18 protein-coding genes and 3 pseudogenes are annotated in these 23672 nt (G+C 44.6%); 4 read left to right on the top strand and 17 right to left on the bottom strand.

Annotation, left to right across the window (positions count from 1 at the left end; genetic code table 11):
- Positions 1-717: 717 nt before the first annotated feature.
- From GWP43_RS04540 to GWP43_RS04530, 3 genes are all read right to left on the bottom strand, one after another.
- Complete coding sequence (locus GWP43_RS04540) at positions 718-5124, bottom strand: InlB B-repeat-containing protein (protein WP_162663038.1); 4407 nt, start codon at positions 5122-5124, stop codon at positions 718-720.
- A 149-nt stretch (positions 5125-5273) separates the two neighbouring features.
- Positions 5274-5726: a hypothetical protein gene (locus GWP43_RS04535; protein WP_162663036.1), complete on the bottom strand. Its 453-nt coding sequence runs from the start codon at positions 5724-5726 to the stop codon at positions 5274-5276.
- A gap of 299 nt (positions 5727-6025) precedes the next feature.
- Positions 6026-6445, bottom strand: a complete 420-nt coding sequence (locus GWP43_RS04530) for a hypothetical protein (protein ID WP_162663034.1) — start codon at positions 6443-6445, stop codon at positions 6026-6028.
- Between the two features lie 94 nt (positions 6446-6539).
- On the opposite strand from GWP43_RS04530, the gene GWP43_RS14530 reads away from it, so the two are divergent.
- From GWP43_RS14530 to GWP43_RS04520, 3 genes are all read left to right on the top strand, one after another.
- Positions 6540-7118, top strand: a complete 579-nt coding sequence (locus GWP43_RS14530) for a hypothetical protein (protein ID WP_230978037.1) — start codon at positions 6540-6542, stop codon at positions 7116-7118.
- Between the two features lie 338 nt (positions 7119-7456).
- Complete coding sequence (locus GWP43_RS14525) at positions 7457-7729, top strand: hypothetical protein (protein ID WP_230978036.1); 273 nt, start codon at positions 7457-7459, stop codon at positions 7727-7729.
- Between the two features lie 293 nt (positions 7730-8022).
- On the top strand, positions 8023-8310 hold the full coding sequence (locus tag GWP43_RS04520) for an HPF/RaiA family ribosome-associated protein (RefSeq protein ID WP_162663033.1): 288 nt from the start codon (positions 8023-8025) through the stop codon (positions 8308-8310).
- A 112-nt stretch (positions 8311-8422) separates the two neighbouring features.
- Here GWP43_RS04520 and GWP43_RS04515 read toward each other — a convergent pair whose 3' ends face one another.
- The 7 genes from GWP43_RS04515 to GWP43_RS04485 form a co-directional block, all read right to left on the bottom strand.
- Positions 8423-10270, bottom strand: a complete 1848-nt coding sequence (locus tag GWP43_RS04515) for a methyl-accepting chemotaxis protein (protein ID WP_162663031.1) — start codon at positions 10268-10270, stop codon at positions 8423-8425.
- 169 nt (positions 10271-10439) lie between these two features.
- On the bottom strand, positions 10440-12098 hold the full coding sequence (locus GWP43_RS04510) for a fumarate hydratase C-terminal domain-containing protein (protein ID WP_162663029.1): 1659 nt from the start codon (positions 12096-12098) through the stop codon (positions 10440-10442).
- 11 nt (positions 12099-12109) lie between these two features.
- Positions 12110-12730: a hypothetical protein gene (locus GWP43_RS04505; protein WP_162663027.1), complete on the bottom strand. Its 621-nt coding sequence runs from the start codon at positions 12728-12730 to the stop codon at positions 12110-12112.
- On the bottom strand, positions 12717-13346 hold the full coding sequence (locus GWP43_RS04500; RefSeq protein ID WP_162663025.1) for a hypothetical protein: 630 nt from the start codon (positions 13344-13346) through the stop codon (positions 12717-12719). Before GWP43_RS04500 ends, GWP43_RS04505 begins: the two co-directional genes overlap by 14 nt.
- 25 nt (positions 13347-13371) lie before the next feature.
- Positions 13372-15159 (bottom strand): S1C family serine protease, encoded by a 1788-nt coding sequence (locus tag GWP43_RS04495; RefSeq protein ID WP_162663023.1) that lies wholly within the window; start codon positions 15157-15159, stop codon positions 13372-13374.
- A gap of 71 nt (positions 15160-15230) precedes the next feature.
- Positions 15231-15839 (bottom strand): MBL fold metallo-hydrolase, encoded by a 609-nt coding sequence (locus GWP43_RS04490; RefSeq protein WP_162663021.1) that lies wholly within the window; start codon positions 15837-15839, stop codon positions 15231-15233.
- Positions 15836-16363, bottom strand: coding sequence for a pentapeptide repeat-containing protein (locus tag GWP43_RS04485; RefSeq protein WP_162663019.1), 528 nt, complete (start codon positions 16361-16363; stop codon positions 15836-15838). Before GWP43_RS04485 ends, GWP43_RS04490 begins: the two co-directional genes overlap by 4 nt.
- Before the next feature lie 124 nt (positions 16364-16487).
- Here GWP43_RS04485 and GWP43_RS04480 point away from each other — a divergent pair, with 124 nt between their 5' ends.
- The gene (locus tag GWP43_RS04480) at positions 16488-16796 is read left to right on the top strand and encodes a type II toxin-antitoxin system VapC family toxin (RefSeq protein WP_230978035.1); all 309 of its coding nucleotides are present in this window, start codon (positions 16488-16490) and stop codon (positions 16794-16796) included.
- 459 nt (positions 16797-17255) lie between these two features.
- Here the strand turns inward: GWP43_RS04480 and GWP43_RS04475 are convergent.
- The 7 genes and pseudogenes from GWP43_RS04475 to rnhA form a co-directional block, all read right to left on the bottom strand.
- Positions 17256-18729: pseudogene (locus tag GWP43_RS04475) on the bottom strand (M81 family metallopeptidase).
- Between the two features lie 39 nt (positions 18730-18768).
- A complete protein-coding gene (locus GWP43_RS04470) occupies positions 18769-19620 on the bottom strand; it encodes a carbohydrate ABC transporter permease (protein ID WP_162663015.1) in 852 nt (283 codons plus the stop codon).
- Positions 19621-19629: 9 nt separating this feature from the next.
- Positions 19630-20510: pseudogene (locus GWP43_RS04465) on the bottom strand (carbohydrate ABC transporter permease).
- 248 nt (positions 20511-20758) lie between these two features.
- Positions 20759-21889: pseudogene (locus GWP43_RS04460) on the bottom strand (ABC transporter substrate-binding protein); the annotation flags it as partial.
- 21 nt (positions 21890-21910) lie between these two features.
- Positions 21911-22069, bottom strand: coding sequence for a hypothetical protein (locus GWP43_RS14520; protein WP_230978033.1), 159 nt, complete (start codon positions 22067-22069; stop codon positions 21911-21913).
- Positions 22070-22264: 195 nt separating this feature from the next.
- Positions 22265-23014 (bottom strand): Sir2 family NAD-dependent protein deacetylase, encoded by a 750-nt coding sequence (locus GWP43_RS04455; RefSeq protein WP_162663013.1) that lies wholly within the window; start codon positions 23012-23014, stop codon positions 22265-22267.
- Positions 23015-23066: 52 nt separating this feature from the next.
- Entirely contained in the window at positions 23067-23546 is a 480-nt protein-coding gene (gene rnhA, locus GWP43_RS04450; protein WP_203232446.1) for a ribonuclease HI, read from the bottom strand.
- Between the last annotated feature and the right edge of the window lie 126 nt (positions 23547-23672).

The following is a 23672-nucleotide window of genomic DNA, read 5'->3' as shown; positions in this document are numbered from 1 at the left end:
GATATAACGATTACCCACTACCTGCTAAACATTTTCTATACAGGCAATACTCAAGACTAGGATATAATCTTGACTGTTGCCGATATAGATGCAGTCTCAACACCCCTTCCCTGTAGTACCATTCCTTTTGTGCATCCTCGCCGAAACAGAGTGATGCTCGTTTTCGGTACGCTGTAAAAAGATGGGCGGTTTCTAAAACCCTCAACCGCCCTAAGTCGGAACACCTCACAAGCCTATTTTTTCATCGCCGTACACAGCGACTAAGATGCGGTGATTTTTGCTCACCTACTCCGAAGAGTAGGCGGCTTGCGCTCTGCCTTACTCTGAACTTGCATCAAACGCGGAGGCTCAATCCTCTGCAAGGCATAAAAAAAGCGCATAAGGCTATTTCGAGGTTGCCCCATGCGCTTTCCGCCGTAAAACAGCGAAGTAAGCAACCTCGATAACTTACTTCGCCGCCGAATCACCGATCGATTCCGGTAATTCGGATATAGCAAGCAAGCTGCCTACAATCCTGCCGTAACAAGGTCTTGCTGCGCTTGCTCGTTTTTCTTACAATCTTTCTTACAGTCAGAGATTTGCTTTAATGATGAGACGTGTTGATAAGTTGTTAAAGTATGTACTGATAGCTATCTAGCGTATTTTTTGAAATTTTGATACAGAGTTCAAGAATTGACAAGGAAGTCAATTCTTGGACAGTACACGGATATCCGATTTTCACGGGCGCGAGACCACACGCAAGCCAAGAGGACAGTAGCCGTAGACGTAGGGCTGGTAGGGGTGATTAAAGTGCCGAGAGACGCGCGAAATGAAACTCTCGGAACTGCTGCTGGCACACTCGCCGCCTCGACACACATGCCCATCCATACTGAAGGCAGCGCCCGCGTAGTCCGCCGGCAGCGGATCGGGCAATTTATCGTACCTGTCCCAGCACCATTCCTCGACGTTCCCGCTCATGTCGTATAAGCCGTACCCGTTCGGTAATTTCAGTTTTACTTGGTGGGTTTTATGGTTGCTGTTTTTATAGAACCACGCATAGTTTCCAAGCGTATCTTCATCGTTCGTTCCTGCCCATTTAACATTTGCGCCGCCCTTCGCTGCCCATTCCCATTCAGCCTCCGTCGGTAACCGGAATCCTTTCTTATTCATGGCTGTATACAAATGCACCTCTTTTGTTTCACCGGCATCTTCTTTTGTATACACTTTCGTATAGCCTGCATCGCTATAGTACAAACATTCACTCTCTCCTAATCCCGCCTGCTTCGTCAGCTCATTGCAGAACGCTATACACTCATACCAATTCACTCTCTCCACCGGCCGTTTTTCCTGCACTTCACTGCCGTCAGGCGGATTTTCAGCTCCTTTAAACTCGCTCGGATTATTACCCATCACTGCCTGCCACAGCTCCTGCGTTACTTCCGTCTCTCCTATACGATACGCAGTCAGGCTTACCGTGTGAGGTTTGTTAGTAACCCAATACTCATCATGCCCAACGATTCCGTCCGTTACTGCATCAATGCCTTTCATCGTAAAGCTGACACCGTCTACCGTGTAAGTTTTATCAAAAGAAGGAGTGAATGTTACTTTTACCTCTGTAGCTGCACTCACCTTTACCGTTGTGCTGTCGCCGCCTGTTTGCAGTGCATCGGCAGGCGTAACCGTCCATTTGGTTACCTTGTAATCCGCAGCAGGCTCTGCGGTAAAGGTTACCGTTTTGCCGTGTTCGACGGTTATGGGGCTATCCGCCGTTGCCGCTATGCCTTCTGCCTGTGCCGTAAGCGTGCCGTGTTCGCCTTCAACGCCGAAGCTTACTGTGTATTTGCTCATCTTCCACTTTGCCCAAAAGGTTTTATCGCCAGCGCTTCCCTTTGCAATTTGCGTTACAGGAGTACCGCTGCAAGCTGCATTATCATACCAGCCCTTAAAGGTAGCTCCTGTTCTTTCTGCGTCCTTTAGTGTGATTGTTTCCGTTTCTACCGTGTAGTGTGCGGGATTATCGGCATGGTTTTCTCCCCCGTCGAGGTTATAGGTAATGGCATAAGAAATCGCTTCCCACTTTGCCCAAAAGGTTTTATCGCCGACGCTTCCCTTCGCAATTTGCGTTACGGGAGAACCGCTGCAAGCTGCATCATCATACCAGCCCTTAAAGGTATAGTTTGCTTTGCTTGCATTCTTTAAGGTAATCGTTTCCGTTTCTACATTGTAAGAGGCAGGGTTACCGCTGTGGCTTCCCCCGTTAAGGTTATAGGTAATGGCATAAGAAATCGCTTCCCACTTTGCCCAAAAGGTTTTATCGCCGACGCTTCCCTTCGCAATTTGCGTTACGGGAGAACCGCTGCAAGCTGCATTATCATACCAGCCCTTAAAGGTGTAGTTTGCTTTGCTTGTATCCTTTAAGATAATCGTTTCCGTTTCTGCATTGTAAGAGACAGGGTTATCGCTGCCGCTTCCCCCGTTGAGGTTATAGGTGATGGAGTAGTTTTCAAGAAACTTTGCCCAAAACTCTTTATTCCCGGTACTGCCTTTTTCGATGTACGTTACAGGATAACCGTTGCAAGCTGCATTATCATACCAGCCCTTAAAGGTAGCGCCTGTTCGTTCTGCGTCCTTTAGCCATATTTCCCTTTCTACATTGTAAGATACAGGGTTACCGCTATGGCTTCCCCCGTTAAGGTGATAGGTGATGGTATAAGTAACGGCTTTCCACTTTGCATCAAACAATTTATCACCCGTACTACCTTTTTTGATTTGGTTTGAAGGATAGCTTGAAATATGGCCGCTGGGACTGAGATATACCTTATACCAGCCATCAAAGTTATAGCCTGTTCTTTTTGCGGGTTTTAGCGTGATTGTCTCCGTTTCCATCGTGTAGTTTGCAGGGTTGTCGGCATGGTTTGTTCCCCCGTAGAGGTAGTAGCTAATGTTATAAGTAGCGATTTTCCACTTTGCCCACAGCTCTTTATTATCCGTACTACCTTTTTTGATGGACGTTACAGGATAACCGCTGCAAGCTGCATTATCATACCAATCCATAATATACCCTTTTTTTACTGCGGGCTCTAGAGTGATCGTTTCCGTTTCTACAGTGTACGAAGCGGGGTTACCGCTGTCATTCGTTCCGCCGTTAAGGTGGTAAGTGATGGTATAAGTAACTGCTTCCCACTTTGCCCAAAACGTTTTATTACCCGTGCTGCCCTTTCCGATATGCGTTCTAGGATAACCGCTGCAAGCTGCATTATCATACCAGCCTAGAAAATCATACCCTGTTTTTACTGCGGGCTTTAGCGTTATTGTTTCTGTTTCCATGTAGCATGCAGGGTTGTCGGTATCGTTTTCCCCCCCGTTGAGGTGATAGGTGATGGTATGATAAATCGCTTCCCACTTTGCCCAAAACGCTTTATTCCTCGTACTGCCCTTTTCGATTTTCGTTACAGGATAACCGCTGCAAGCTGCATTATCATACCAGCCTAGAAAATCATACCCTATTTTTATTGCGGGCTTTAGAATTATTGTTTCCGTTTCTACAGTGTACGAATCGGGGTTACTGCTGTTATTTGTTCCGCCGTCGAGGTTGTAAGTGATGGTATAAGAACGCGCTTTCCACTTTGGCCAAAACTCTTTATTCCCCGTACTGCCCTTTACGATGTGCGTTACAGGATAACCGCTGCAAGCTGCATTATCATACCATCCTGCAAAATCATACCCTATTTTTATTGCGGGATTGAGCGTTATTGTTGCCGTTTCTACATTGTAAGAGGCGGGGTTACTGTTGTAGCTGTCTCCATCGAGGTGATAGGTGATGGTATAATCGCCCTCCTTTGCCCACTGTGCGGTGTACGTACCGTTCTCGGCAGGGAACTTTTTAGGAAGTTCAGGGTTCCACACGCTAAAGACGTAGCCTTCTTTTATCGGGTTTGCTACTGCCGGTACATCGCTTCCAAAGCGGCCTTTTAGCTTGTTGCCGTCCGTAAGAGATGTAGTTGTACTTCCTCCGTCCAAATTAAGGGTAAGGGTGATAAGGTTTCGGTCATATTTAATCTGTACTACCGTTGAACCGTCGGCAGCTATCGGTTTTTGAATAATGCCCAAAGACCTAAAACCCGTATATGTTTTTGCTTGCGCCTCCGTCATTGCCCCTGTAACGCCTGTTTTGTCTTCGGTATCAACCTTGATGTAGTCATTGCCGGTAACATTTTGCTGCCAGTGCTCTACCTTGTATTGAACGGTTCCGGCAGGTTTAGCCTTAAAGCTCACTCTTACCGTTACGTCAGCCGTTACTTTTACCTTTGCACTACTGTTGCCATCCTCTCCGGTACCGGCTTCAAAGCTGCCGCCTTGAATTGTCCACTTGTCTACAACAAAACCATCATCCGGCGTTGCCGTAAAGAGTAAAACGGTGTCTTTTGCGGCCTTATTTCCTTCAAGAAGGCTTGGGTTTACTAGAGCCTTTCCGTGTTCTCCCGCTTGTACGGTTACGCTAAAGGTTTGGGAAGGTATCTTCTTAAACGTTACTTTTACCGTTATGTCAGCCGTTACCGTGTGAGTAACTTCTGCGGCATTGGGGCTTGCAGGCGTTATCCCCGTCCAGCTTTCTACCATGAAGCCCGCAGCGGGAGCTGCCTTAAAGAGTACGGTTTTCCCCTGCTCGACGGCAGCGCCCGAGCCGATTTCGGTACTGCCGACCATCGCTTTGAGCGTTCCGTTTGCCGGTGTACCTTCTACGCTAAAGGTTACCTTGCGCTTAGCCGTAGGCGACGGGGGCGGACTTGTTTTTTCAAAACTCACCGTCACGCTTACCGCTTTGCTAATTTTAAGAGAATAGGTATTCTCCGTGCCGTTTACGATCTTGCCGTCTACCTTCCATTCCTTTACTTTGAATCCGTCATTAGGTCTTGCCGTAAAGACGACGGTTGCGCCAAGCGGTGCGCTTTCTTTATTTTTCAATTCTTTTTCGCCGATTTTTGCTGTCAATACGCCGTGAGCCGGTTCGCCTTCTACGCCGAAACTTACCGCGTAGCCGGTTTGCCCCTGCGGGCTTACGGCGGTTTTCGGACAGCCTGCCATTGTTAGTGCGCTTATCAACAGTACAAGCACGCCAAGTAGTGAACCGAATCTTCGTTCCATAATACCGCTCCTTTTAAATAATTCGTAATTTGTAATATTTAATTATGAATTAACAACTGGGCACCTCTATTCCGAAGGATGCGAAGCAAATCTAACCGAGTTTTTAGAGGTGGCCAACTCTTTCACAAATCATCCATTGGTCATAAGTTCTACCACTCAAAATCAGCAGGATTGCCGTTTTTCCATATCAGACGATCGGATATCCGTTTATATACATGTATGAGCCCATCTTCAGAATCTTCATCACTATATTGAAACACCCCGACAAATTTAAAATAAAAAGTGTTGCTGTTAGCATCTTTAAAGCGCGGGAATACAAGACGTGGCGGATAATGTTTATTAGGATGTGTATCTATTCGAACAATATACTTACTGGTTTCAGTCAGGGTCTGCCCATCATCCGATAATACATTTGCCCAAGATCCGCCCGGATCACAATGCGGAAACCAAAAATTAATTCCCTTTTCCTTATAAAAGCAGCAGCATGTAATTCTACTATTTGGATAACCGAAAAACTGAGCCCATGTGATTTCAGAATCTGCTCTAATGGCATCCTCCACTGTTAAAACATTGCGGGGTCTTAGCTCATCTGTCCAAAACATATAGATATACCTCCTCCTCTTTCCGGCTGTATGCTAAAAAAGAGTTAAAAAATGTGTTCCACAACCGATACCGGTTGTGCGGTCTATCCCAAGGGTACGTCCGCAAACGATTCCGTTTTTCGGGTACTCCAGAACATCGGTAATGACAGGAAAGCAATGTATAAGAAAAGTAAAAAAGATATGTAAGCCACCGACGGCTAACAAGTAAATAAAGACAACAGTAATACCGGTGTACGGCAGCATACACTGCCAAATATGGCACGAGAGATGTTGCGGTTCTGTGAAGGTACAGGCAGTCCTTACGCCTGAGTTGCTGAGTTGCTGAGTTGCTGAGTTGCTGAGTTGCTGAGTTGCTGAGTTGCTGAGTTGCTGAGTTGCTGAGTTGCTGAGTTGCTGAGTTGCTGAGTTGCTGAGTTGCTGAGTTGCTGAGTTGCTGAGTTGCTGAGTTGCTGAGTGATTGTACCGCCGACTATTTTTATGTCAAGTATCTTTTGAAAATATGCAGTATATCTGCGTTGTCGCTTTACAAAAAACAGTCCTCGACGTACAACAAGTACGCCTGCGGGTGTTTTTTGTACGCTCCTAGCATCTATGCCGCCTATTTTCAAAAGGGTAACATGAAACGGCTGCGCTTTGGAGAGAGAGTTTTTATACTGCGGTAATAGTATGCGTCGGCTCAGCATAACCATAAGTATAGGGGCAAAAAGAGGAAATTGCAAGGGATCGCATTGCCTCACGTTAAATCTAACCGAAAAAGAAGCGGTGCATCACGTAAAAATCTAACCCAAAATAGAAGCCCAAAGGAAGGGCGCAATGGGGTTAGACATGAAAACGAAAAAGAAATTAACCGAAGAGACGGCGAAGCGTTACTGTACGGCAAGCAAAAAGAACAAGACGAAAATAATCGATGAGTTCATCGCAACAACCGGTTACAATCGAAAGTATGCCATTCACGTTCTGAAAAACAGTGCCTACGTAAAAGTCACGCACTTTAACAATGTCGCAAGACAGAGCGTACAGGTCATTACAAAGACAGGTAAAAAGCGGAAGTATGAAAAATACTACGGGCAAGACGTACAACAAGAAGTCATCCGGCTGTGGATTTTTTCGATGTATCTGTGTGCAAAACGTCTTGTGCCGTTCATTCGGGATAATATCGATTACTTTGCTCAAAAGTTCAGCTATGATGAAAAACTGAAAACAAAACTCACCCGCATATCAAGCGCGACAGTCGGCAGGATTCTCAAACCGGAAATTCCAAAACATTCCATCCGCGGTATTTCAACAACACGACCTGCAAAGAATCTTAACAAGCTCATCCCCATCCGTACCTTTTTCGATTGGGATGAACGTAAGTTTTTGAGGTTGACACCGTTGCCAACTGCGGCATAAGTACCCAAGGACAGTATATTTGCACGCTTACCCTTACCGATGTCCATTCAGGCTGGACGGAAAACCGAGCCCTTTTAAACAAAGCTCATCGTTGGGTAAAGAAGCAATAGAAGATGTGAAAGAAAAGCTCCCGTTTCAGATGAAAGGTATTGATAGCGACAACGGAAGTGAGTTCAAAAATACACAGCTGTTGCAATGGTGTAAAAGTAATGAGATTATCTTCACTCGGAGCCGATCGTATAAAAGAATGATAATTGTTTTGTTGAACAGAAAATGATAGTGTCGTAAGGCACATTGTCGGTTACTATCGCTTTGAGGGAGAAGCTGCGCGAGCGGTTATGGCTGACCTTTATCAGCAGTATAATACACTGGTCAATTTCTTTTTTCCTTCGATGAAAATTATTTCAAAAAAACGGATAGACGCAAAGGTCACAAAGAAATATGATACGGCAAAGACTCCGTATTGCAGGCTGATGGAAAGCTCTGATGTAAGCGAGGCGGTAAAAGCTGAGCTGTGCCGCAGGAAGAACAACTTGGATTTACAACAACTGCTTGAAACAACGCAATGCTTGCAGAGTAAACTTATCTCTATGGCTCAGTCTTGGTCATAGATAGCTACGGTTAGATTTTTACATGAGTAACCGCAATCCTTTCGGTTAGATTTTTACGTGAGTAAATACGGGGATCGCATTGCAAATATACGGCACATTTGCTGCATCATGCGATTTTGATGCGAATATGTGCGGATTTTTCCTCGACTTTTTGCATTTTATTACGTATACTTAATAGAGAGGGCTTCTAAAAACGTGATCAACCTTTTTAGAATGACCTGAAAGAAGGAGGCTCAAAAGGCAGCTACTTTTGCGGCGCCTTCACACACCTGATACCGTATAGGAGGTCTCGTATGAACATCAATTTACAGGCGGTAAAATTTACGCTGGACGAAGATCAAAAAACCTTCGTACACAAGAAATTTGAACGGATTAAGTATGCGGAAGATTTAATTGTCGATGTCCTCTGCACGATAAAATTCGACAAAAAATTTACTTACGAATGCACCGTCAATTTTAAGGGCGGAACCGCACACGTTTCCACCGAAGATTATGACTTTAAAGCAGGGGTCAATAAATTGATGGATGTTTTGGATCAAAAAGTACGAAAGGAAAAAGATAAGATACAAGCTAAAAAATAAAATAGATCAAAAAAATCGGTTAATTCGTGTAGAGGGAACCGATTCCTTCAAGGTAAATTTAGTGAAAAGGGACTAAACTCTCTACACGAATAATTCCGGTGCGAACACCGAACTATACTTTAAACTTACCGACTTCTGCAGACAAGTTTTCGATTGCGTCTTTATTCTGCTGCGTAATAGCATTTACCTCCTGTACGGCATTATTTATCTGAACAGCTTCGTGCGCCATTGCGTTCATATTATCGGTGATGATTTTTGTCAGGCCGTCAAGCTTCCGTATCTCGCCGCTAACGTGAGTTCCGTCTTTGAGCATTTGTTCCGATCCGTTTTTGACATCTGATGTTACTGTTTTTATATTTGAGATTGCTCCCAAGATTTCACGATTGCCGTTTTCTTGTTCACCCATTGCTTTCATAAGATTGGTGCTCATTGCTTTTACATGTTCGGAAAGTTCGAAAATACTGGCAAATTTTTCTTCGACGGTTTTTGATGACGTAGATAAACTCGCGATTTCGGAGCCGAGCATTTTCAATGTCATCGTGATAGTTTTGCCTTGTACGGAAGATTCTTCCGCCAACTTCCGTATTTCGTCTGCAACAACTGCGAATCCCTTGCCGGCTTCTCCTGCGTGAGCAGCTTCGATTGCAGCGTTCATTGCAAGGAGATTTGTTTGACTTGCAATATTTTGGATAACATTGCTTGCCTCTATCAATCCGCCTGATTCCTCAGCTATCTTTTTTGTTACGGCATTGGAATTCACTATTGTTGTTTTCCCGTCGGCAGTCGCATCGGCAAGCCGTTTGATTGCCTCATCGGTTTTTTCCAGCGTTTGCGTAATAGAAGCGATATTCGCTGCCATTTCTTCTATCGATGATGAAGACTGAGCGACACTTTCCACTTGTACTTCAATACTCGCATTCAGTTGTTTGATCGTGTTGATTATCTCTTCGACTGCAGCGGATGTTTCCATAACACTTGTAGCCTGTGCGATAGTCTGTTGTTTCACTCCTTCGGCATTGGTATTTATTTGATGAGCCGAATCCGCTGTTCGCGCCGTGTTCACGGAAAGCACTCCGATAGCATCTTTCATTGCTTGGGTATTGTTTTTTACGCCGGCAAGTAAGGCGACTGTGTTTTTATGGAATACGTTCAATCTTGTCCCCAAAAGCCCGAAAATATCACGGCGCCGTAATTCTAAGTGACTCGGAGTAAAATCTCCAACCGCTAACTTATCGGTAAACAACACAATAGTTTCGATCTCGTTATTAATACCTTTGTAAAGCGTATAAGTGACAAAAAGGGCACCCACCAACACCACCAACGATATCGGAATAATTGAATGCGTTATCGTACCGACGATCGTCATACCGTTATAGAGGCTTGCTAAAAACGGAGATACACAGAGAAAAATGATACCCATAAAAAGGAAAAAACCGACAAGCATACCGCGCATTGTATAAGACATAGCAATATGTTCTCTTTCAAGCGGTAAAAATTTTACATATTGTTCAAGCGCCTGAATCCAAATCACATAAAAAAAGAGTGCGATAAAAAACAAGCATCCAGCCGATGCAAAAATTGCTGCAGTAAACTGTGCGGTAGAATTCATACCTACCCATAATAGTGATACAACCGGAGTTACAGTCGATAATACAATCGGAACCACGATACTGAGCTTTGAATATATATTCAGCGCTCTATTCGCCTTATTTACGCCATCTTCTTCCGTTTGCCAGTTAAGAACGATATTCATAGTTTTTTTATAGAGAACAATAGGAAAGACAATTGTAATACAGGCGGTCAACAATGTAGATGGTGCCATAAAAATTTTAAAGAGTGCCTCTTTGGGGACTATCTTTGTATACAATGCATATAAAAAAATAAAAATAAAAACACCGCTGTATATTAAAAGGTTCAGGATAAAAATAGACTTTGGCGGTTTTGAAACTACAGTAGTCATCGGTAACACCTCCCACACTGTACCGCGTTACGGTATAGCCGCCGCCATAATAGAAGTTTTTATTTGTACGGTCAAGAAATTTTCGTAAAAAGAACCATGGTTACTAAACAACACATGCGTATTAGACCGTTTAGGGAAACGATCTCTTTTCTCGCCGGATGCGCATTTCCTACCGAAGGCTCTTTTGTAAGGAAGCGTAAAAATCGTTCCCTTTATCATCCGTAATCAAGAATACCGGCAAATCCTTAACCGAAATCAGCTGTACGGCTTCCATTCCCAAATCGGGATAGTCGAGGACTTTACGCGCGGTAATATGCTTTTCCGCAATCAACGCCGCAGCGCCGCCGATAGTACCGAGATAAAAGGCGCCATATTTTTTACACGCAGTGCGCCACAGTTCAGATCGGTTCCCCTTGGCAATGGTAATCAACGCAGTACCCCTGCTCATCAAATCGTCTGCATAGGGATCCATACGGTTCGCGGTTGTCGACCCGAAGCTGCCGATAACAGCGCCTTTCGGTGTTTCCGCCGGCCCTGCATACAGAATCGGATAGTGCAGCGTGTAATCGGGCAGCGGCTTACCGCTTTCCAGCAATGCCTTCCAGCGGGCATGCGCCGCATCACGCGCAACTAAAATCTCTCCCGGAAAGAGGAACGCCTGTCCTACCGGATAGTCGGAAAGCTTGGCGCGTGCGGCCTCGATGGAGCTGAGGTCAACCTTAACCGGCTCCCCATGATGCGCATCGGCACCGGCTGTATATGCCGTCGCTTTTTCAAAGAACGGCTGAGGATCGGAAACGTTTTTTTGCAAAAAGGCACCTTCGCGGCTGATATAACCGACGAGGTTCCGGTGCGCATTGCACGACACACCTATGGAGGCAAAGCAGCTTGCTCCGTGCCGCGGCAATCGGAACACACGGGCATGCGCCGCAAGATGAGAACCGCCGAACTGAGCGCCCAATCCCGTTTCCGATGCGATCTGTAATACCCGCTCTTCCCAATCCTTACACCGCAGGGGGCGCACTCCGCCGACCGTATCTGTCCAGCGAATAGCGCCGCCGGCTTCGTTTAACGCCTCTACCGCATCCCAATAGCCGGTCGTTGCCAGCTTAAGCGTCTGTAAGTTTTGTTCGGGGCTTAAGCCGCCGATAACAACGGCAATCGTGTACGGGGGACAGGCAGCCGTTCCAAGAGCGGCGATTTTCGTTTGCAAAAAGCGTTCAAAGGATTGCGGGTTTAACAGCGCCTTTGTTGCGCAGGTAAAATCCGTTTTATTGGAGGAACCACCGCCTTTCGCGCAAAACAAGAAACGGTACGAAGGCTCGCCGCTTTCGTTTGTACTGAATACATCGACTTGAGCCGGTAAATTGGTAGCCGAGTTTTTTTCATCAAAAAGCGAAGAAGGAATGTTGATAGAAAACCGCAGATTATTCTCTTTATACGCCTTCCCGACACCGGCAGTAAGCGCTTCCGTATCGGAAGTGAAAGGCATTGTTCGATTCACAGCATTTAAGATCGAATACACAGAGGAATCCTTCCATGCAAAAACTTGTGCAACGCCTGTGTCCTGACAGAGCGGCAGCGTACCTTTCGCCGCAATGACGGCATTTTCCAGCAATTTTACTGCAACGAGCCGGTCATTCTCCGAAGATGCGGGATCACACGCAACATTCAGCAAACTTTCCAAATGCTCTTGAGGAAAAGTAAAGGACAATCGTTTAAACGCTTGCTCTGCAAAGACAGCGAGTACGCTGCCGTTAACCGGTAATTCATTTCCGCACTGCGCCACTGCAAGATCTGAGGCGGGAATAATCTTTTCAAATTCCATACAAAACCTTGTTAATCTTCCTGATTCAAAGAAATCAACGGCACCCGTTCAAGTTCGGCATCTTTACCGTATACTTCCTTGACAGCCCTTGCAGCGGCATCAAAATTATCAGTTCGTTTTACATCGGTTATATCATAAAACGGCTTACTGCACTTGCAGGTAAAATCACCGATATATACGTACTGTACATCGGACGGTACTTCGATTTTTGCCTGTAACGGAAGATTCACAAATATTACTTCTGAACCGGCAAAATGATACCGCAGACTATGAAGATTAATATATCGTTTCCCATAAGCAAAAGGAAGGGTTATCATAGCGAAATCGATATCCCGTGCATCTTCTTCCGGCATTCCCGCCAAAGGTATTCTGACATTAGAAGCACTGATGGCTATTTTATCCGTTGTGCTGTAATAATGACCTATGTCCAGTTTTGAAAAACGCATATGTGAATAGTTTGCAAAAAATTCCACATCAGGCAACGGTTGAATCTTTAAAGAAAATACGATAACGACTTCATTCCTTGTAGGAGCCTTCGGAGTTTTTTTATCGGCGGCAAAGAGTTCTATACCGGTAATAAAAAGGGTAATGGCAATAACAAACGAGATAATAGCGTATTTATTTTTTCTCATTTTGAATCTCCTCTATTCTTTTATCGATCAGTGTTTCCCATTCCGTGTTTTTAAATTGTGCTTTCATCTTACTTAACGTTTTCAGTTCATATTCAGATTGTTCGCTGCGGGGATAAGGAGACAATGTTGCCGAATAGCCTTTAAATGCCGTCCCTTTAACGATAAAATCATAAGCACCTATAAACTGCAAACCCGCTTTTTGCGTAGTAAATGCAATAGCACCTTGTTTTCCTAAACCGGGAGTGTAGTACGTAATGGAGTTTGTAAACCAGTTATCATAGCGAAGCCGCACAAGTTGAAAACTGAGATTCTTTGCAAGAGGGGGAAAGCAAAAAGAACCGCTTCCCATCAATAAAGGCGTTACATAAAGCGCCTCCTGAGAAGAATCCATTTGCACATACATGTGCACACCCTTTACGTTCACGTACCCATAAGCCAGACAGTCTGTTTTCGGATCTCCCAGCGATTCTGCTGTAACCTGTTTACCGTTTACACTCGCTTTACCCTCCTCGGCCGCCATTTTCAGGTTGCTGAATAAGATACACGAAGTAAACGCTGACATTACGCTTAACAAACAGATAAGCACCGCGCCCTTCTTAATGATTTCTGTTTTCATGTTCTGTTATCTCCTTCCAATATAATTAAAATCGTATTGATGCGTTTATACGAACTCCGAGATTTGTCGTTTTCGTTCCCTTTAAATACGTTCGTGCAATAAAATCAGCACCGAAAGATAACGTTGTAAAATTAACCGGTACAAATTCCACTCCGGCACCATAGTGTACAAAAGTATCGACCGGAGGGATAAACAGACCTACTCCGACAAATGCTTGCGGTGCAATGTATAGGACATTATTGATGTTGATCGGTATCTGCCCCTTCAGCTCAGGGCTGAGCCCAAATGCAAAGTTGAAGGAACCTTTTCCCGAGAAACCGAATGAAGACTTATCACCACGAGCATTAGCATCGCGAGGTTTATCGATAATAGCCGATATGCCGACTTCCACATATTTAAAGCTGTAAAAGAAACCGAAAGAAAAAGCAGATTTCCAACCGGTATCTCTATTAAAACCGATATACGATAAAGGTATTCTCATTGTTGTAGGGATTTCTTCGATAAAAATCGAAGATTTTCCTGCAGCTTTCTTATCTTTCTTTGCACTCTTTTTATTTTGGTCTTTCGAAGCCGTGCCGCTTTGAGGAGATTCATTCAGACTGGCACCGTCCATCTGCCATGAATTATAGGATTTTTTCCAAACGGTAAAGAATTTCGACTTCTGAACTTCATCATACAACACAAATTCATAACCGTTGTCCGTCTTTTTCAAGCTGTTGATATCCGTCCCCGTATCGGGTAAATAGGTATTTTCTTCCGGATCAATGGTAGTATAGATATCATAAGCAAGAGCTGTTCTGATTCCGTTTATCGGATTTCCAAAAATCGATGCGGCTAATATTTCATTCCTAAAAAGTTTAGGCGCTTTTCGCAGCGCTTTCATGTATACATCAAGCCCGTTTCGGATTGCATAATCTTCGGAAATATAAATGGCTAATTTCCGGATTCGCTTTACAATCTCTTTATTTTTATCACTCTCTTTATCGATTTTAAAATGTTTACAGCTTTCGGCAAACACATTCAAAGAGGCAGTTAAATTGCGTTCGATTTTTTTATTCCCGGCGAAAGCTCTTTCATCCATAAAGTTAGTTATTGTGGAAGCAGGGATTGCAAAATTAGTTGCCTGTCTGAAAATAGCCTTTGCAGAGTTAATACCGATAATTTCATATCCCGAAGGAGCATTTGCCGCTTTTACAAGAAGAGGACTGCCGGAATTTCCGGAGTCGATAGGGGCAGAATGCTGAATAAAGGTAGATATTTTCGGATCGATATCATCGGGCAGCCGCGCGCGAGCATTTGTCACGGTTCCTTTCCCGAGCTGCCACATCGGTTTTCCCGCCAACCCCGGATAACCGGCAGACCACACATCAATTCCGTCGACGGGAGTTTTTGATGCAAACGTCAAATACGAATCAACTTTACCGCTTGGAACTTCAGCAATGGCAAGATCCAATTCTTCATCAACGGCAATAACTTTACAGTTTTCGATTTTTGTCGTTTCACCGTTAGTGTTTTCAATTTCCAACGTAAGAGATGTCGCATAAGCGGCAACATGGTAGTTAGTCAGCACATAGTCTTTTTTATTTTGACCTTTAATAAAAAAGCCTGACCCGAAAACACCTTCTTTTGCATCTTTAAAAAGATCAGCCAAATCCGAATACCCAGCAGTTTTCAGTTGATCGGACGTATCTTCCATAAAAGCAATGGTTTTTTCGCTGTAGTTCGGTCTTACAATGCAGACGGCATTTCTAATATCTGCAAACGCTACCGTAACACTGAGAGAAAAAAGCAAACAAATAATCTTGTTCTTCATGAGCATCTTCCTTACATAATATGCATAGGGCATCTCTAAAAACTTGGTTTGATTTTAGGATTTCCTATAGTCTATTTTTTATATGGTATAAAGTTTACCATACTTTTGTCAACCTTAAAAATCGATAGATGCGTGAATTTCCGTTCCGCTCCGATCGTAGTCGGCGGACCGTGTCCCGGAAAAAGGAGAAGTGCATCATCATGAATAAACAGCTTTTTTTCCAGCTGTTCCGCAAGCGTTTTTGCCGCAAAACTATGCAGCGTGCTGCCGGTTATCCCCGCGGTAAGACTGTCACCGGTAAAAATACAGTTATCTATCTTAAATAAATAAGAATCGGGCGAATGACCGGGCACCGAAAAACATTCAACGGAAAAACCGGCAATCGGGATCGTGCAATCTCCCCACAACATCTTTCCATGTTTACCGACAAGCGCTTGATCCGCCGCATATACACGCGGATTATAAATTTTTAACAAAGTCGGAAGTCCGTACCCGTAATGGCGGATATGATTATGCGTAATGAATACGCCGACAAGCGTATATCCGTTCTTTTCGATATGGTTGATTACTTCACCGGTTATCTTTCCCGGATCGATAATTAACGCTTCTTTGCTTACCTCATTTCCGACAAGATAACTGTTCACAGAGCCTTGAGGTGAGTAGTGAGGGTATATTTTCATTTTATGAATTCCTCGGTATCAAAATAAGCGACGCGCGTATTGGAAGATTTAAACGACACATCATCATACACATTGTCTGTAAAATGAACTTTCTTTATATTGCAATTTTCAAATGGCGTCTTGTGCAACGAGCAGTGAATAAAACGGGAAGCATACAAGTCCGAATCCTTAAAAGTGCATTCATGCGTCGTAATCCCGGTAAAATTATTGATAAGCAGTTCCGAATCGGTAAAAACGGTATCATCAAAGGACGCCCCTGCAAAGCAGGAAAGCTGAATATCGGCTTTATCAAAGATACAATGTACAAAGCGGGCAAAATCAAAAAACGACAGCCTAACCCGCGTTCCCGTAAAGGAGCAGTCCGTAAAACAGGTATGCGCAAACGAACAGCCGGAAAGCCTTTTTCCGGAAAAATCAATGCCGGTAAGTGTAAGACCGGCAAAATTCATACTGTTAAGATCGGGACTGGCCGCCAACATCGCTGCAAGGTCTTCATAGGATAAGTTTTTAGCCCTGTCAAACATGCTGACAAACTCCTGTTGAAATCGTGTTACTAATTATTATAACGTCTTTATCCTATTTGTCAAAGTTAGAGCACGAAAATTAGCCGGGGAATTGATGCCTAGTGTAAGGGCATCCAATTCTTGTATGTTTCCTTATCTGGAGAAAAATCTTGCATTATCAATAATTTCTGCAATGGAACTTTTATCTTTTTCCGGAATGACTGAAACGGAAAGTCAAAGTACAAGAGCTTTTATAAATGACTGCACTGAAATAACCCTGTCAAATGATATAAAAGGAAAGACAATAGAAATTCGTAAGAAATATAGAACAAAACTCCCTGATGCAATTATTGCAGCTTCTGCTATCGTAAATGGCTCACCCCTTATCACTGCTGATAAAGGTTTTAAGCAAATTGAAGAATTGGATTTACAATTAATTGTACCGATTATGTAACAAAACTAACGAGCAGTTCAAGACAAATAGATTTTTCTTCATCACGAAGGCAAAAATGGCTTGAAATACACCTCTAATCCATTAATTTTTATCTTTCCCTCGACATTCCTCGCCACAGAATGTACGTCCGTCTACATTCTTGGCTGCAAGGGCAAACACGTTAATGCGTGGAACTACCGCCACCCTCGCCCAAAAGTGAACCTCCTTGTTCATTTTTGGGCTGCCAGTTTGCAAGCAAACTGGTTACTGTTTAGAACCAGCGGCATCCGTGCCGCTTCTGCCACGTTGAGGATTAATTTATGTGCAGCACGAAGTAGCTGCACCCTTTCCGTCAGCCTTTTGAAATAGACGGTGTAGATACAAGGCGCGAGCGAAAATTAACCGCAGGCGTATCTTTGATACGTTGAGGATTAATTTTCGCGCAGCAACGCAGTAGATACACCGTATATTTCAAAAGGACTAGACGTGCCAGTCCATATCCCTATCCATCGGATACATCGGACTCGGCAAGTATTTATAATGCAGACGGGAGAACACTTCGTTGGTGCTGCCGTCGGTGAGCACGAGCATCGAGCGTTTTGCAATGGCGCGGATTTCCGGTTCAAGGTAACCAAGCTTGACGACGATGACCTTGCGTTCCGTAGGTTCAACGCCGAGCGCCCGCATCATTTCGGGGTCATAGCAGCCGACATGCTTTGAAGTTACAACGACATCGACGCCGCCGACATCCAAAAGCGCCATATCACTATTCTGTGCCTCTGCCCATGCCTTGCATAGTTTTTTTACCGTCGCTTTTACTTGAATGGGTGAACTCTTTTCTTTATCGAAGGCGGCGCCGAGCGTCCCCTCTACGATATTTCCTTCCTCGACTTTAAAGGCGGCTGCAACTAAGGCGGGGTCGTAAAAAGCCTGATAACACAGCGGCGGGTTTAACGAGGTTAAGAAGGGATCGGCAAGGATTGCCTTTAAGAAGTTGGTTACATCCTGCGAAGAACCGGCGGTCGGATTGTCGCCTGAGTCGGAAAGCACCACCGGATACACACCTGCTTCAACACTGGAGCGTGCATGGACAAGGGCGTCGGCGGGTTCGCGGGTCTCGTTGTAAAAGCAGAATTCTTTTCGGGTATCCCAGAACAACTGAGCAAGCTCCCGTGCCTTTTCGGTTGCAAGCTGCTTATCTCCGTCGGTTACCACCATCGCCGTAACACCGTTGTCGGCAGTATCGGACCACGGAAAGCCGAGCAGGTACGAAGCTGCCATAATGTGCGGCTGTTTCTCGTATTCGCGTAACGTTGCCGTCAACTTTTTCATCGGCTCAACGCTGGTTTCCGATTGTTCACCTGCGATAAGAAACGGAATCTTAACCGCCGACATAACCGGCCTGATGCCTTTTTCCAATGTCTCGATAGTCATACGTGCCGCATGAATGCCGATTTCATATGTGTCCGTATGCGGGGCGCACTTATATCCTACATAGCCGTCTACATAGTCGAGCATTCGCTGCGAAATCGTTGCATGCATATCGAGCGATGACAAAATAGGAATATCGGGGCAGATTTTACGGATATCTTCCAGTAAATCGCCTTCAGCCTCACCGATTTCACGTACCCGCATCGAACCGTGCAGGGAAAGACACAGCGCATCCAACGGCAGCGCATCTTTAATCGCCTGCAAGAATTCCTGTTTTAACGAAAAGGTAGTAGTCTTTATCCCATTCGCCATTCGGAACCGCCCGTGCAATAAGCGTCGGGATAACCTCGTACCCCGCTTCTTTCAGCGTTGCAATCGAACCGAAAACGGAACTTTGCCCCTTTCCCTCTAAAAGATCCTTTCCCCGTAACACCCAAATATCATCGGGTCCGGTGGTAATCGGATTAAAAGTATCGGACTCATGGTGCATTCCGCCCACAAGCACTCGCTTTTTTCTATTCATTTAAAAAAACTCCTTCAATAATAAATAATATGAACACCTTTATTCTTTTAGAGCCCCTTCCCCAAAACCCTTAATCAGCTGCGCGTGGAAGACAATATAGAATACAATCATCGGAAGTACCCCGATAATGAGGGAGGCATACTGTAAACCGTAGTCGATGTTGAGCCGCCCTGCAAATTGGGTAATCGCAACCGGCAAGCTCTTCAACGTCGCCTTCGTTGTAAAGACAAACACGAATAAAAATTCATTCCAGTGCTGTAAGAAAGACAGAATAACCATCGTTGCGATGACGGGAACGGACAGCGGCATAATCATCATCCAAAATATGTAGCGGTACTTTGCGCCGTCTATCTCCGCCGATTCAATGAGCGCATTGGGAATCCCCTTAACATACGAAATCGCAATCATAATGGAGATCGGAAGGTTGAAAGCAACATACGGAATGATAACCCCTAAGCGTGTATTCACCATACCGAGTTTTGCTTCCAGTTGGAACAACGGGATGATAACTGCATGAACGCTGATCATTAAACCAAAGGCAAAAATCGAAGTAAAGACCTTTGACGATTTGAAAGGGAATTTTGTTAAACCGAAAGCAGCAGCCATTGCAAGCAGCATGGTAGAGACGGTCGCCGTAATCGTATAGATAAAGCTGTTTACCAGTGCAATACCTAATCCACCCTTTGCCCACGATTCGGTATAGTTAAAAACGGTCGGAGCTTTCGGCAGCGCCAACGGGTGAATCATAATTTCCGCATTCAGCTTAAAGGACGAATAAAAAAGCCAAATAAGCGGGAACAGCGTAAGTACCGCAAAAGTCAGCATTAAAACGTAGGCGCTCGTTTGCCAACCGTGGGAGGCTTCCTGCAGCATATTTCGTTTCATAGTCATATCAGCCTCCTAATAATCAAAGCGTTTTGTTACGGCTCGGCTTATCATCAGGGCTATAACGGTAAAGATGATAATGATAACAGCCAGCGCACTACCGTATCCGTAATTCTGGAATACAAAGGTCGTATTGTACATATAAACGGCGATAACTTCCGTAAAGTGCGCAGGGGCCTCCGCCGGTCATCGAATAGATGAGGTCAAAACTCTTAAAACTGCCCGAAACTGCCAGAATAGTATTGATAAAGATAACATTTGCCAGCATCGGCGCAATAAGGCGGGCAAAAAATTGTTCCTTCCCGTGCGCCTTCCAGCTGAGCCGCCTCTATAACGCTATACGGTATCCGCTGCAGGTTAGCTAAAAAGATGACCATATAAAGACTGGTATGCTGCCACAACAGTACAAAGAGGATCGGAACAATTGCAAGATATTTATCTTCAAATATCGTCATAATATAGTCGGGATTGCCGGTTAGATCGCGTATAATCGCAGGGACAACTCCCACAGGAGAAAATATCCGGTTCCACAGCTGTGCAACGATAACAGATGAAATAGTTATCGGTAAAAAAATCAATACTTCAAAAAAGTTCGCGTGTTTTACCATTTTTCGGTAGAGCATGTACGCAAGCAGAAGTCCGAGCGGGATCTGTCCTAATACTGAAATCAGTACGATGAGGATATTGTTCCGCAAGCCGATGTAGAACACGGGGTCGGTAAACATTCTGATATAGTTACCAAGCCCGATAAACTCCATCTTTCCATACCCTTTCCACTTTGTCAGACTTAAATAAAAACTGAACAGCACGGGAAAAATAATAATGCCGATGTAAATAATAAAAGCGGGCAAAATAAAAGAAATATAGCTTGTCCGCTTTTGCCGTAAGTAGGTCATATACCGTAAACCGCCTTGCTATTTAATTCATAATTCATAATTGGTAATGAGTAATGGGTAATTACAATCCGTTCTCAATTAGTTAAGCGCTTCTATCTCTGTATGGCTGAGGCCGATCGCTGCGGCGATGTTTTTAATAGATAATGTGTAATTATAGTAACGGGTAATTGGTGGCAATTCTAATTGTACATTAAACATCACCAATTACCCATTATTCCCTGCGTTCTTCAGTGGATTCTAGTTTTATTTTACTTCTTGCGATGGGAATCGTTAGCAGCGACCCATGCTTCGTATTCGTCCGCAAGTTCAGCAGGAGTTTTCTGCCCAATCATAACCGCCTGAATACCGGGGTTGAGTACGCTATTTACACCTTCGCTGTCCATCTTCGCATCGATAACATAACCCATGCTTTGGTTATTAATCAGATCAACATACTGCTTTGTAAGCTGATCAATATCGAATTTTGAAAGGTCGAGCTTATAGGTAGTCATAGTTCCGAACTTTGTCAAAATCTCACAAGCTTCTTTACCGGACATAAAGGAAATGAATTTCCAAGCAGCGTCGGCTTTTGCACCTGTCAACTTTGCATTCATACCGAATGCTTCACCGATCGTCGCAGCACTGGAGCCATGTGTAACTTCCCCTGCAACAGCAGGAAATGCCATCAGCTGATACTGTGCATAGTCTTCGGGTTTTGCAGCTTTTTTTAATGCCGAAATACGCCAGCCTGCATCCAAGAGATACACAGCCTTATCTGCAATAAATTCACCCCAAGAAGCAGTACCCTCCATCTGGTTTACGCCCGGAGGGAACAACTTTGAATCGGTCATCGTTTTAATCACATTGATTGCGTCAACAAACTGCTTGTCAGAGAACTTTGCCGTTCCGACCATCGCTTTATCAAACCACTCGGTACCAGCCATACGGTCGGTCAACATGGACAATAAGAGCGACTGAGCCTGCCACTGTCCCTTGTTTGCGAAAGCGAGCGGGGTTAAACCGGCTGCTCTGATAGCAGGAACTTGATCGATCATTTCTTTGAGTGTTGTTGGAGTAGTCAAGCCAAGTTGTTTTTGTAGTTTTGGATTGACATAAACGACCGTACATACCGCAAGGTTCTGTGAAATAATATAGATCTCTCCATTCGGTCCCTGGGGCACCCAAACAGCAGGATTGTACTGATTTTTCAAATCATCCGTCAGGTAGGGGCGGAGGTCTTTTACCATACCGCGATCAAGCACATAACCTGAACGGGCTCCCGCATACGTAGTAAATACATCGGGAATATCCCCCGAAGCAGCCATGATTTGGAACTTATCATGGAATGCTTCGCCGTTCACATACTCGAACTCAAGCTTGATATTCGGGTATTGCTTTTCAAAAGCTGCTACGGTCTCGGGCTAATACGCCGATTGCGGATTAGCGAGATCCATCTGCATATACACCGATAGGGTTACCGGCGCATCCAAATCGGCGTTATCCTCTTTCGGCTTACAGCCTGTAAGTACAAAAAGTACAGTACACAAGCATAAGAACGATAGCGCAATGTTTTTTTTCATTGATCCTCCTCAGGTAGACGACTGTCAATTCAGATATGAATTTTCAATTGTCAACTTTAAATATAGTAGATTGGAAATAGTATATCATTGATTCGCGCTTTTTACCAGTAAAATTTTTCAAAATATTGGCATGCCTAAAAGCATGGTTAAATTTTTAGGGACGCCCACTTTAATTTTACTATTAGAGTCCCCGTGTTATTCAAGCAATGTATGCTTAAGATATTCAAAACACTCCTGCAAGTCGGTACAACGGAGGATTGCGTAATCGTCAAAATATGTCGGCTGTTCGTTGACAATAGCCACCGTACCGCCCGCTTTCAGGGTCAGCTGCGGCAGCGCTGCGGCAGGATACACGGTGAGACTGCTGCCCAATACCAGCAATAGATCCGCCCTGCCGCATTCTTGTTGAGCCTCCGTTATTGCAGCAAACGGGAGCGCTTCACCGAAAAACGTAATATCAGGCTTTAATGCATGACCGCATTTCGGACAGAGCGGAACCTCTCCCTTGCGAGCAACATCGACGACATCTTCAAAGGTTGTACTATAAGAACAATGCGTACAGCTATGCCGCGAAGGAGAACCGTGCACTTCGATAACGTGCTTGCTTCCGGCTTTTTGGTGCAATAAGTCGATGTTTTGCGTAATGAGTGCCTTTAACATTCCGCGGGCTTCCAAACCTGCAAGTACCTGATGCACAATCGACGGTTCTTTTTCTTGTAACCCGTAGATAAATTCCTTTGCAAGCCGATAGTATACCGACGGCGTTTCCCTAAAGACTTCGATATCGAACATCTTATCGGTTTCAGGCAGCGTATACAGTCCGTCCTTCCCCCTAAAATCCCGAATGCCGGATAAGGTACTGACTCCTGCGCCCGTAAAGGCAACACAGTGCTGCGCCGCTGCTATACGATCCGCTAATTCTCGATATACTTTTTCGTTTTTCATACAAACCTCCCTTTTGTGTAATCGTCACGGAAAACAATCGAAATATCTTAGATTACTTTGCTCTTTTAGCTGCTTCTACGGCGAGGGTATCGCAGAGTTCGTTATAGCGATTTCCTGCATGCCCTTTTACCCACATCCATTCAAGACTGAGCTGAGAGGCAAGTGCATCAAGCTGCTGCCAAAGGTCTTGATTCTTTACCGGCTCTCTGGCAGCTGTTTTCCAGCCGTTCAGCTTCCACTTTTTTATCCACGAAGAGATCCCCTGCTGCACATACTGGGAATCCGTATGCAGGGTTAGCGGACAGTCGGCATAGCACGGCAATATATTTTCTTGATAGGCAGTCAGTGCTTGAATAACGGCGAGTAATTCCATTCTATTGTTCGTAGTCAATTTCTCCCCGCCGGATCCTCGCAGCAATTCCTGCTCTGACTGATCGCCTTGAACGTCTTTGAGAATCATCACAAATGCCCAGCCGCCCGGGCCGGGATTTTGAGAACATGCTCCATCGGTGTACAATTTAATTTTTTTCATAATAATATCTCCGAGTACAGGACAAGCGCATCAGACCGTTTTCTAACTACCCCGCAGAAGAATGGAGACCATCCAACCAGAGTTTCGCCGCTTTGCGTCTCAAATGGTTGTCCGATCTCCATTCTT

Source organism: Treponema vincentii (assembly GCF_010365865.1).
Classification (GTDB): Bacteria; Spirochaetota; Spirochaetia; order Treponematales; family Treponemataceae; genus Treponema.
Note: the sequence above shows the minus strand (reverse complement) of the source record. Positions and strands in the feature narration are given on the sequence as shown.

Excerpts from the sequence above, each read along its gene's own strand:
- GWP43_RS04480 (WP_230978035.1), top strand. The coding sequence starts at position 16,488 with ATGTTTCCTTATCTGGAGAAAAATCTTGCATTATCAATAATTTCTGCA.
- GWP43_RS14525 (WP_230978036.1), top strand. The coding sequence starts at position 7,457 with ATGGCTGACCTTTATCAGCAGTATAATACACTGGTCAATTTCTTTTTT.
- GWP43_RS04470 (WP_162663015.1), bottom strand. The coding sequence starts at position 19,620 with ATGACTATGAAACGAAATATGCTGCAGGAAGCCTCCCACGGTTGGCAA.
- GWP43_RS04505 (WP_162663027.1), bottom strand. The coding sequence starts at position 12,730 with ATGAGAAAAAATAAATACGCTATTATCTCGTTTGTTATTGCCATTACC.
- GWP43_RS04495 (WP_162663023.1), bottom strand. The coding sequence starts at position 15,159 with ATGAAGAACAAGATTATTTGTTTGCTTTTTTCTCTCAGTGTTACGGTA.
- GWP43_RS04535 (WP_162663036.1), bottom strand. The coding sequence starts at position 5,726 with ATGTTTTGGACAGATGAGCTAAGACCCCGCAATGTTTTAACAGTGGAG.
- GWP43_RS04510 (WP_162663029.1), bottom strand. The coding sequence starts at position 12,098 with ATGGAATTTGAAAAGATTATTCCCGCCTCAGATCTTGCAGTGGCGCAG.
- rnhA (WP_203232446.1), bottom strand. The coding sequence starts at position 23,546 with ATGAAAAAAATTAAATTGTACACCGATGGAGCATGTTCTCAAAATCCC.
- GWP43_RS04540 (WP_162663038.1), bottom strand. The coding sequence starts at position 5,124 with ATGGAACGAAGATTCGGTTCACTACTTGGCGTGCTTGTACTGTTGATA.
- GWP43_RS14530 (WP_230978037.1), top strand. The coding sequence starts at position 6,540 with ATGGGGTTAGACATGAAAACGAAAAAGAAATTAACCGAAGAGACGGCG.
- GWP43_RS04500 (WP_162663025.1), bottom strand. The coding sequence starts at position 13,346 with ATGAAAACAGAAATCATTAAGAAGGGCGCGGTGCTTATCTGTTTGTTA.
- GWP43_RS04485 (WP_162663019.1), bottom strand. The coding sequence starts at position 16,363 with ATGTTTGACAGGGCTAAAAACTTATCCTATGAAGACCTTGCAGCGATG.
- GWP43_RS04520 (WP_162663033.1), top strand. The coding sequence starts at position 8,023 with ATGAACATCAATTTACAGGCGGTAAAATTTACGCTGGACGAAGATCAA.
- GWP43_RS04515 (WP_162663031.1), bottom strand. The coding sequence starts at position 10,270 with ATGACTACTGTAGTTTCAAAACCGCCAAAGTCTATTTTTATCCTGAAC.
- GWP43_RS04490 (WP_162663021.1), bottom strand. The coding sequence starts at position 15,839 with ATGAAAATATACCCTCACTACTCACCTCAAGGCTCTGTGAACAGTTAT.
- GWP43_RS14520 (WP_230978033.1), bottom strand. The coding sequence starts at position 22,069 with ATGAAAAAAAACATTGCGCTATCGTTCTTATGCTTGTGTACTGTACTT.
- GWP43_RS04455 (WP_162663013.1), bottom strand. The coding sequence starts at position 23,014 with ATGAAAAACGAAAAAGTATATCGAGAATTAGCGGATCGTATAGCAGCG.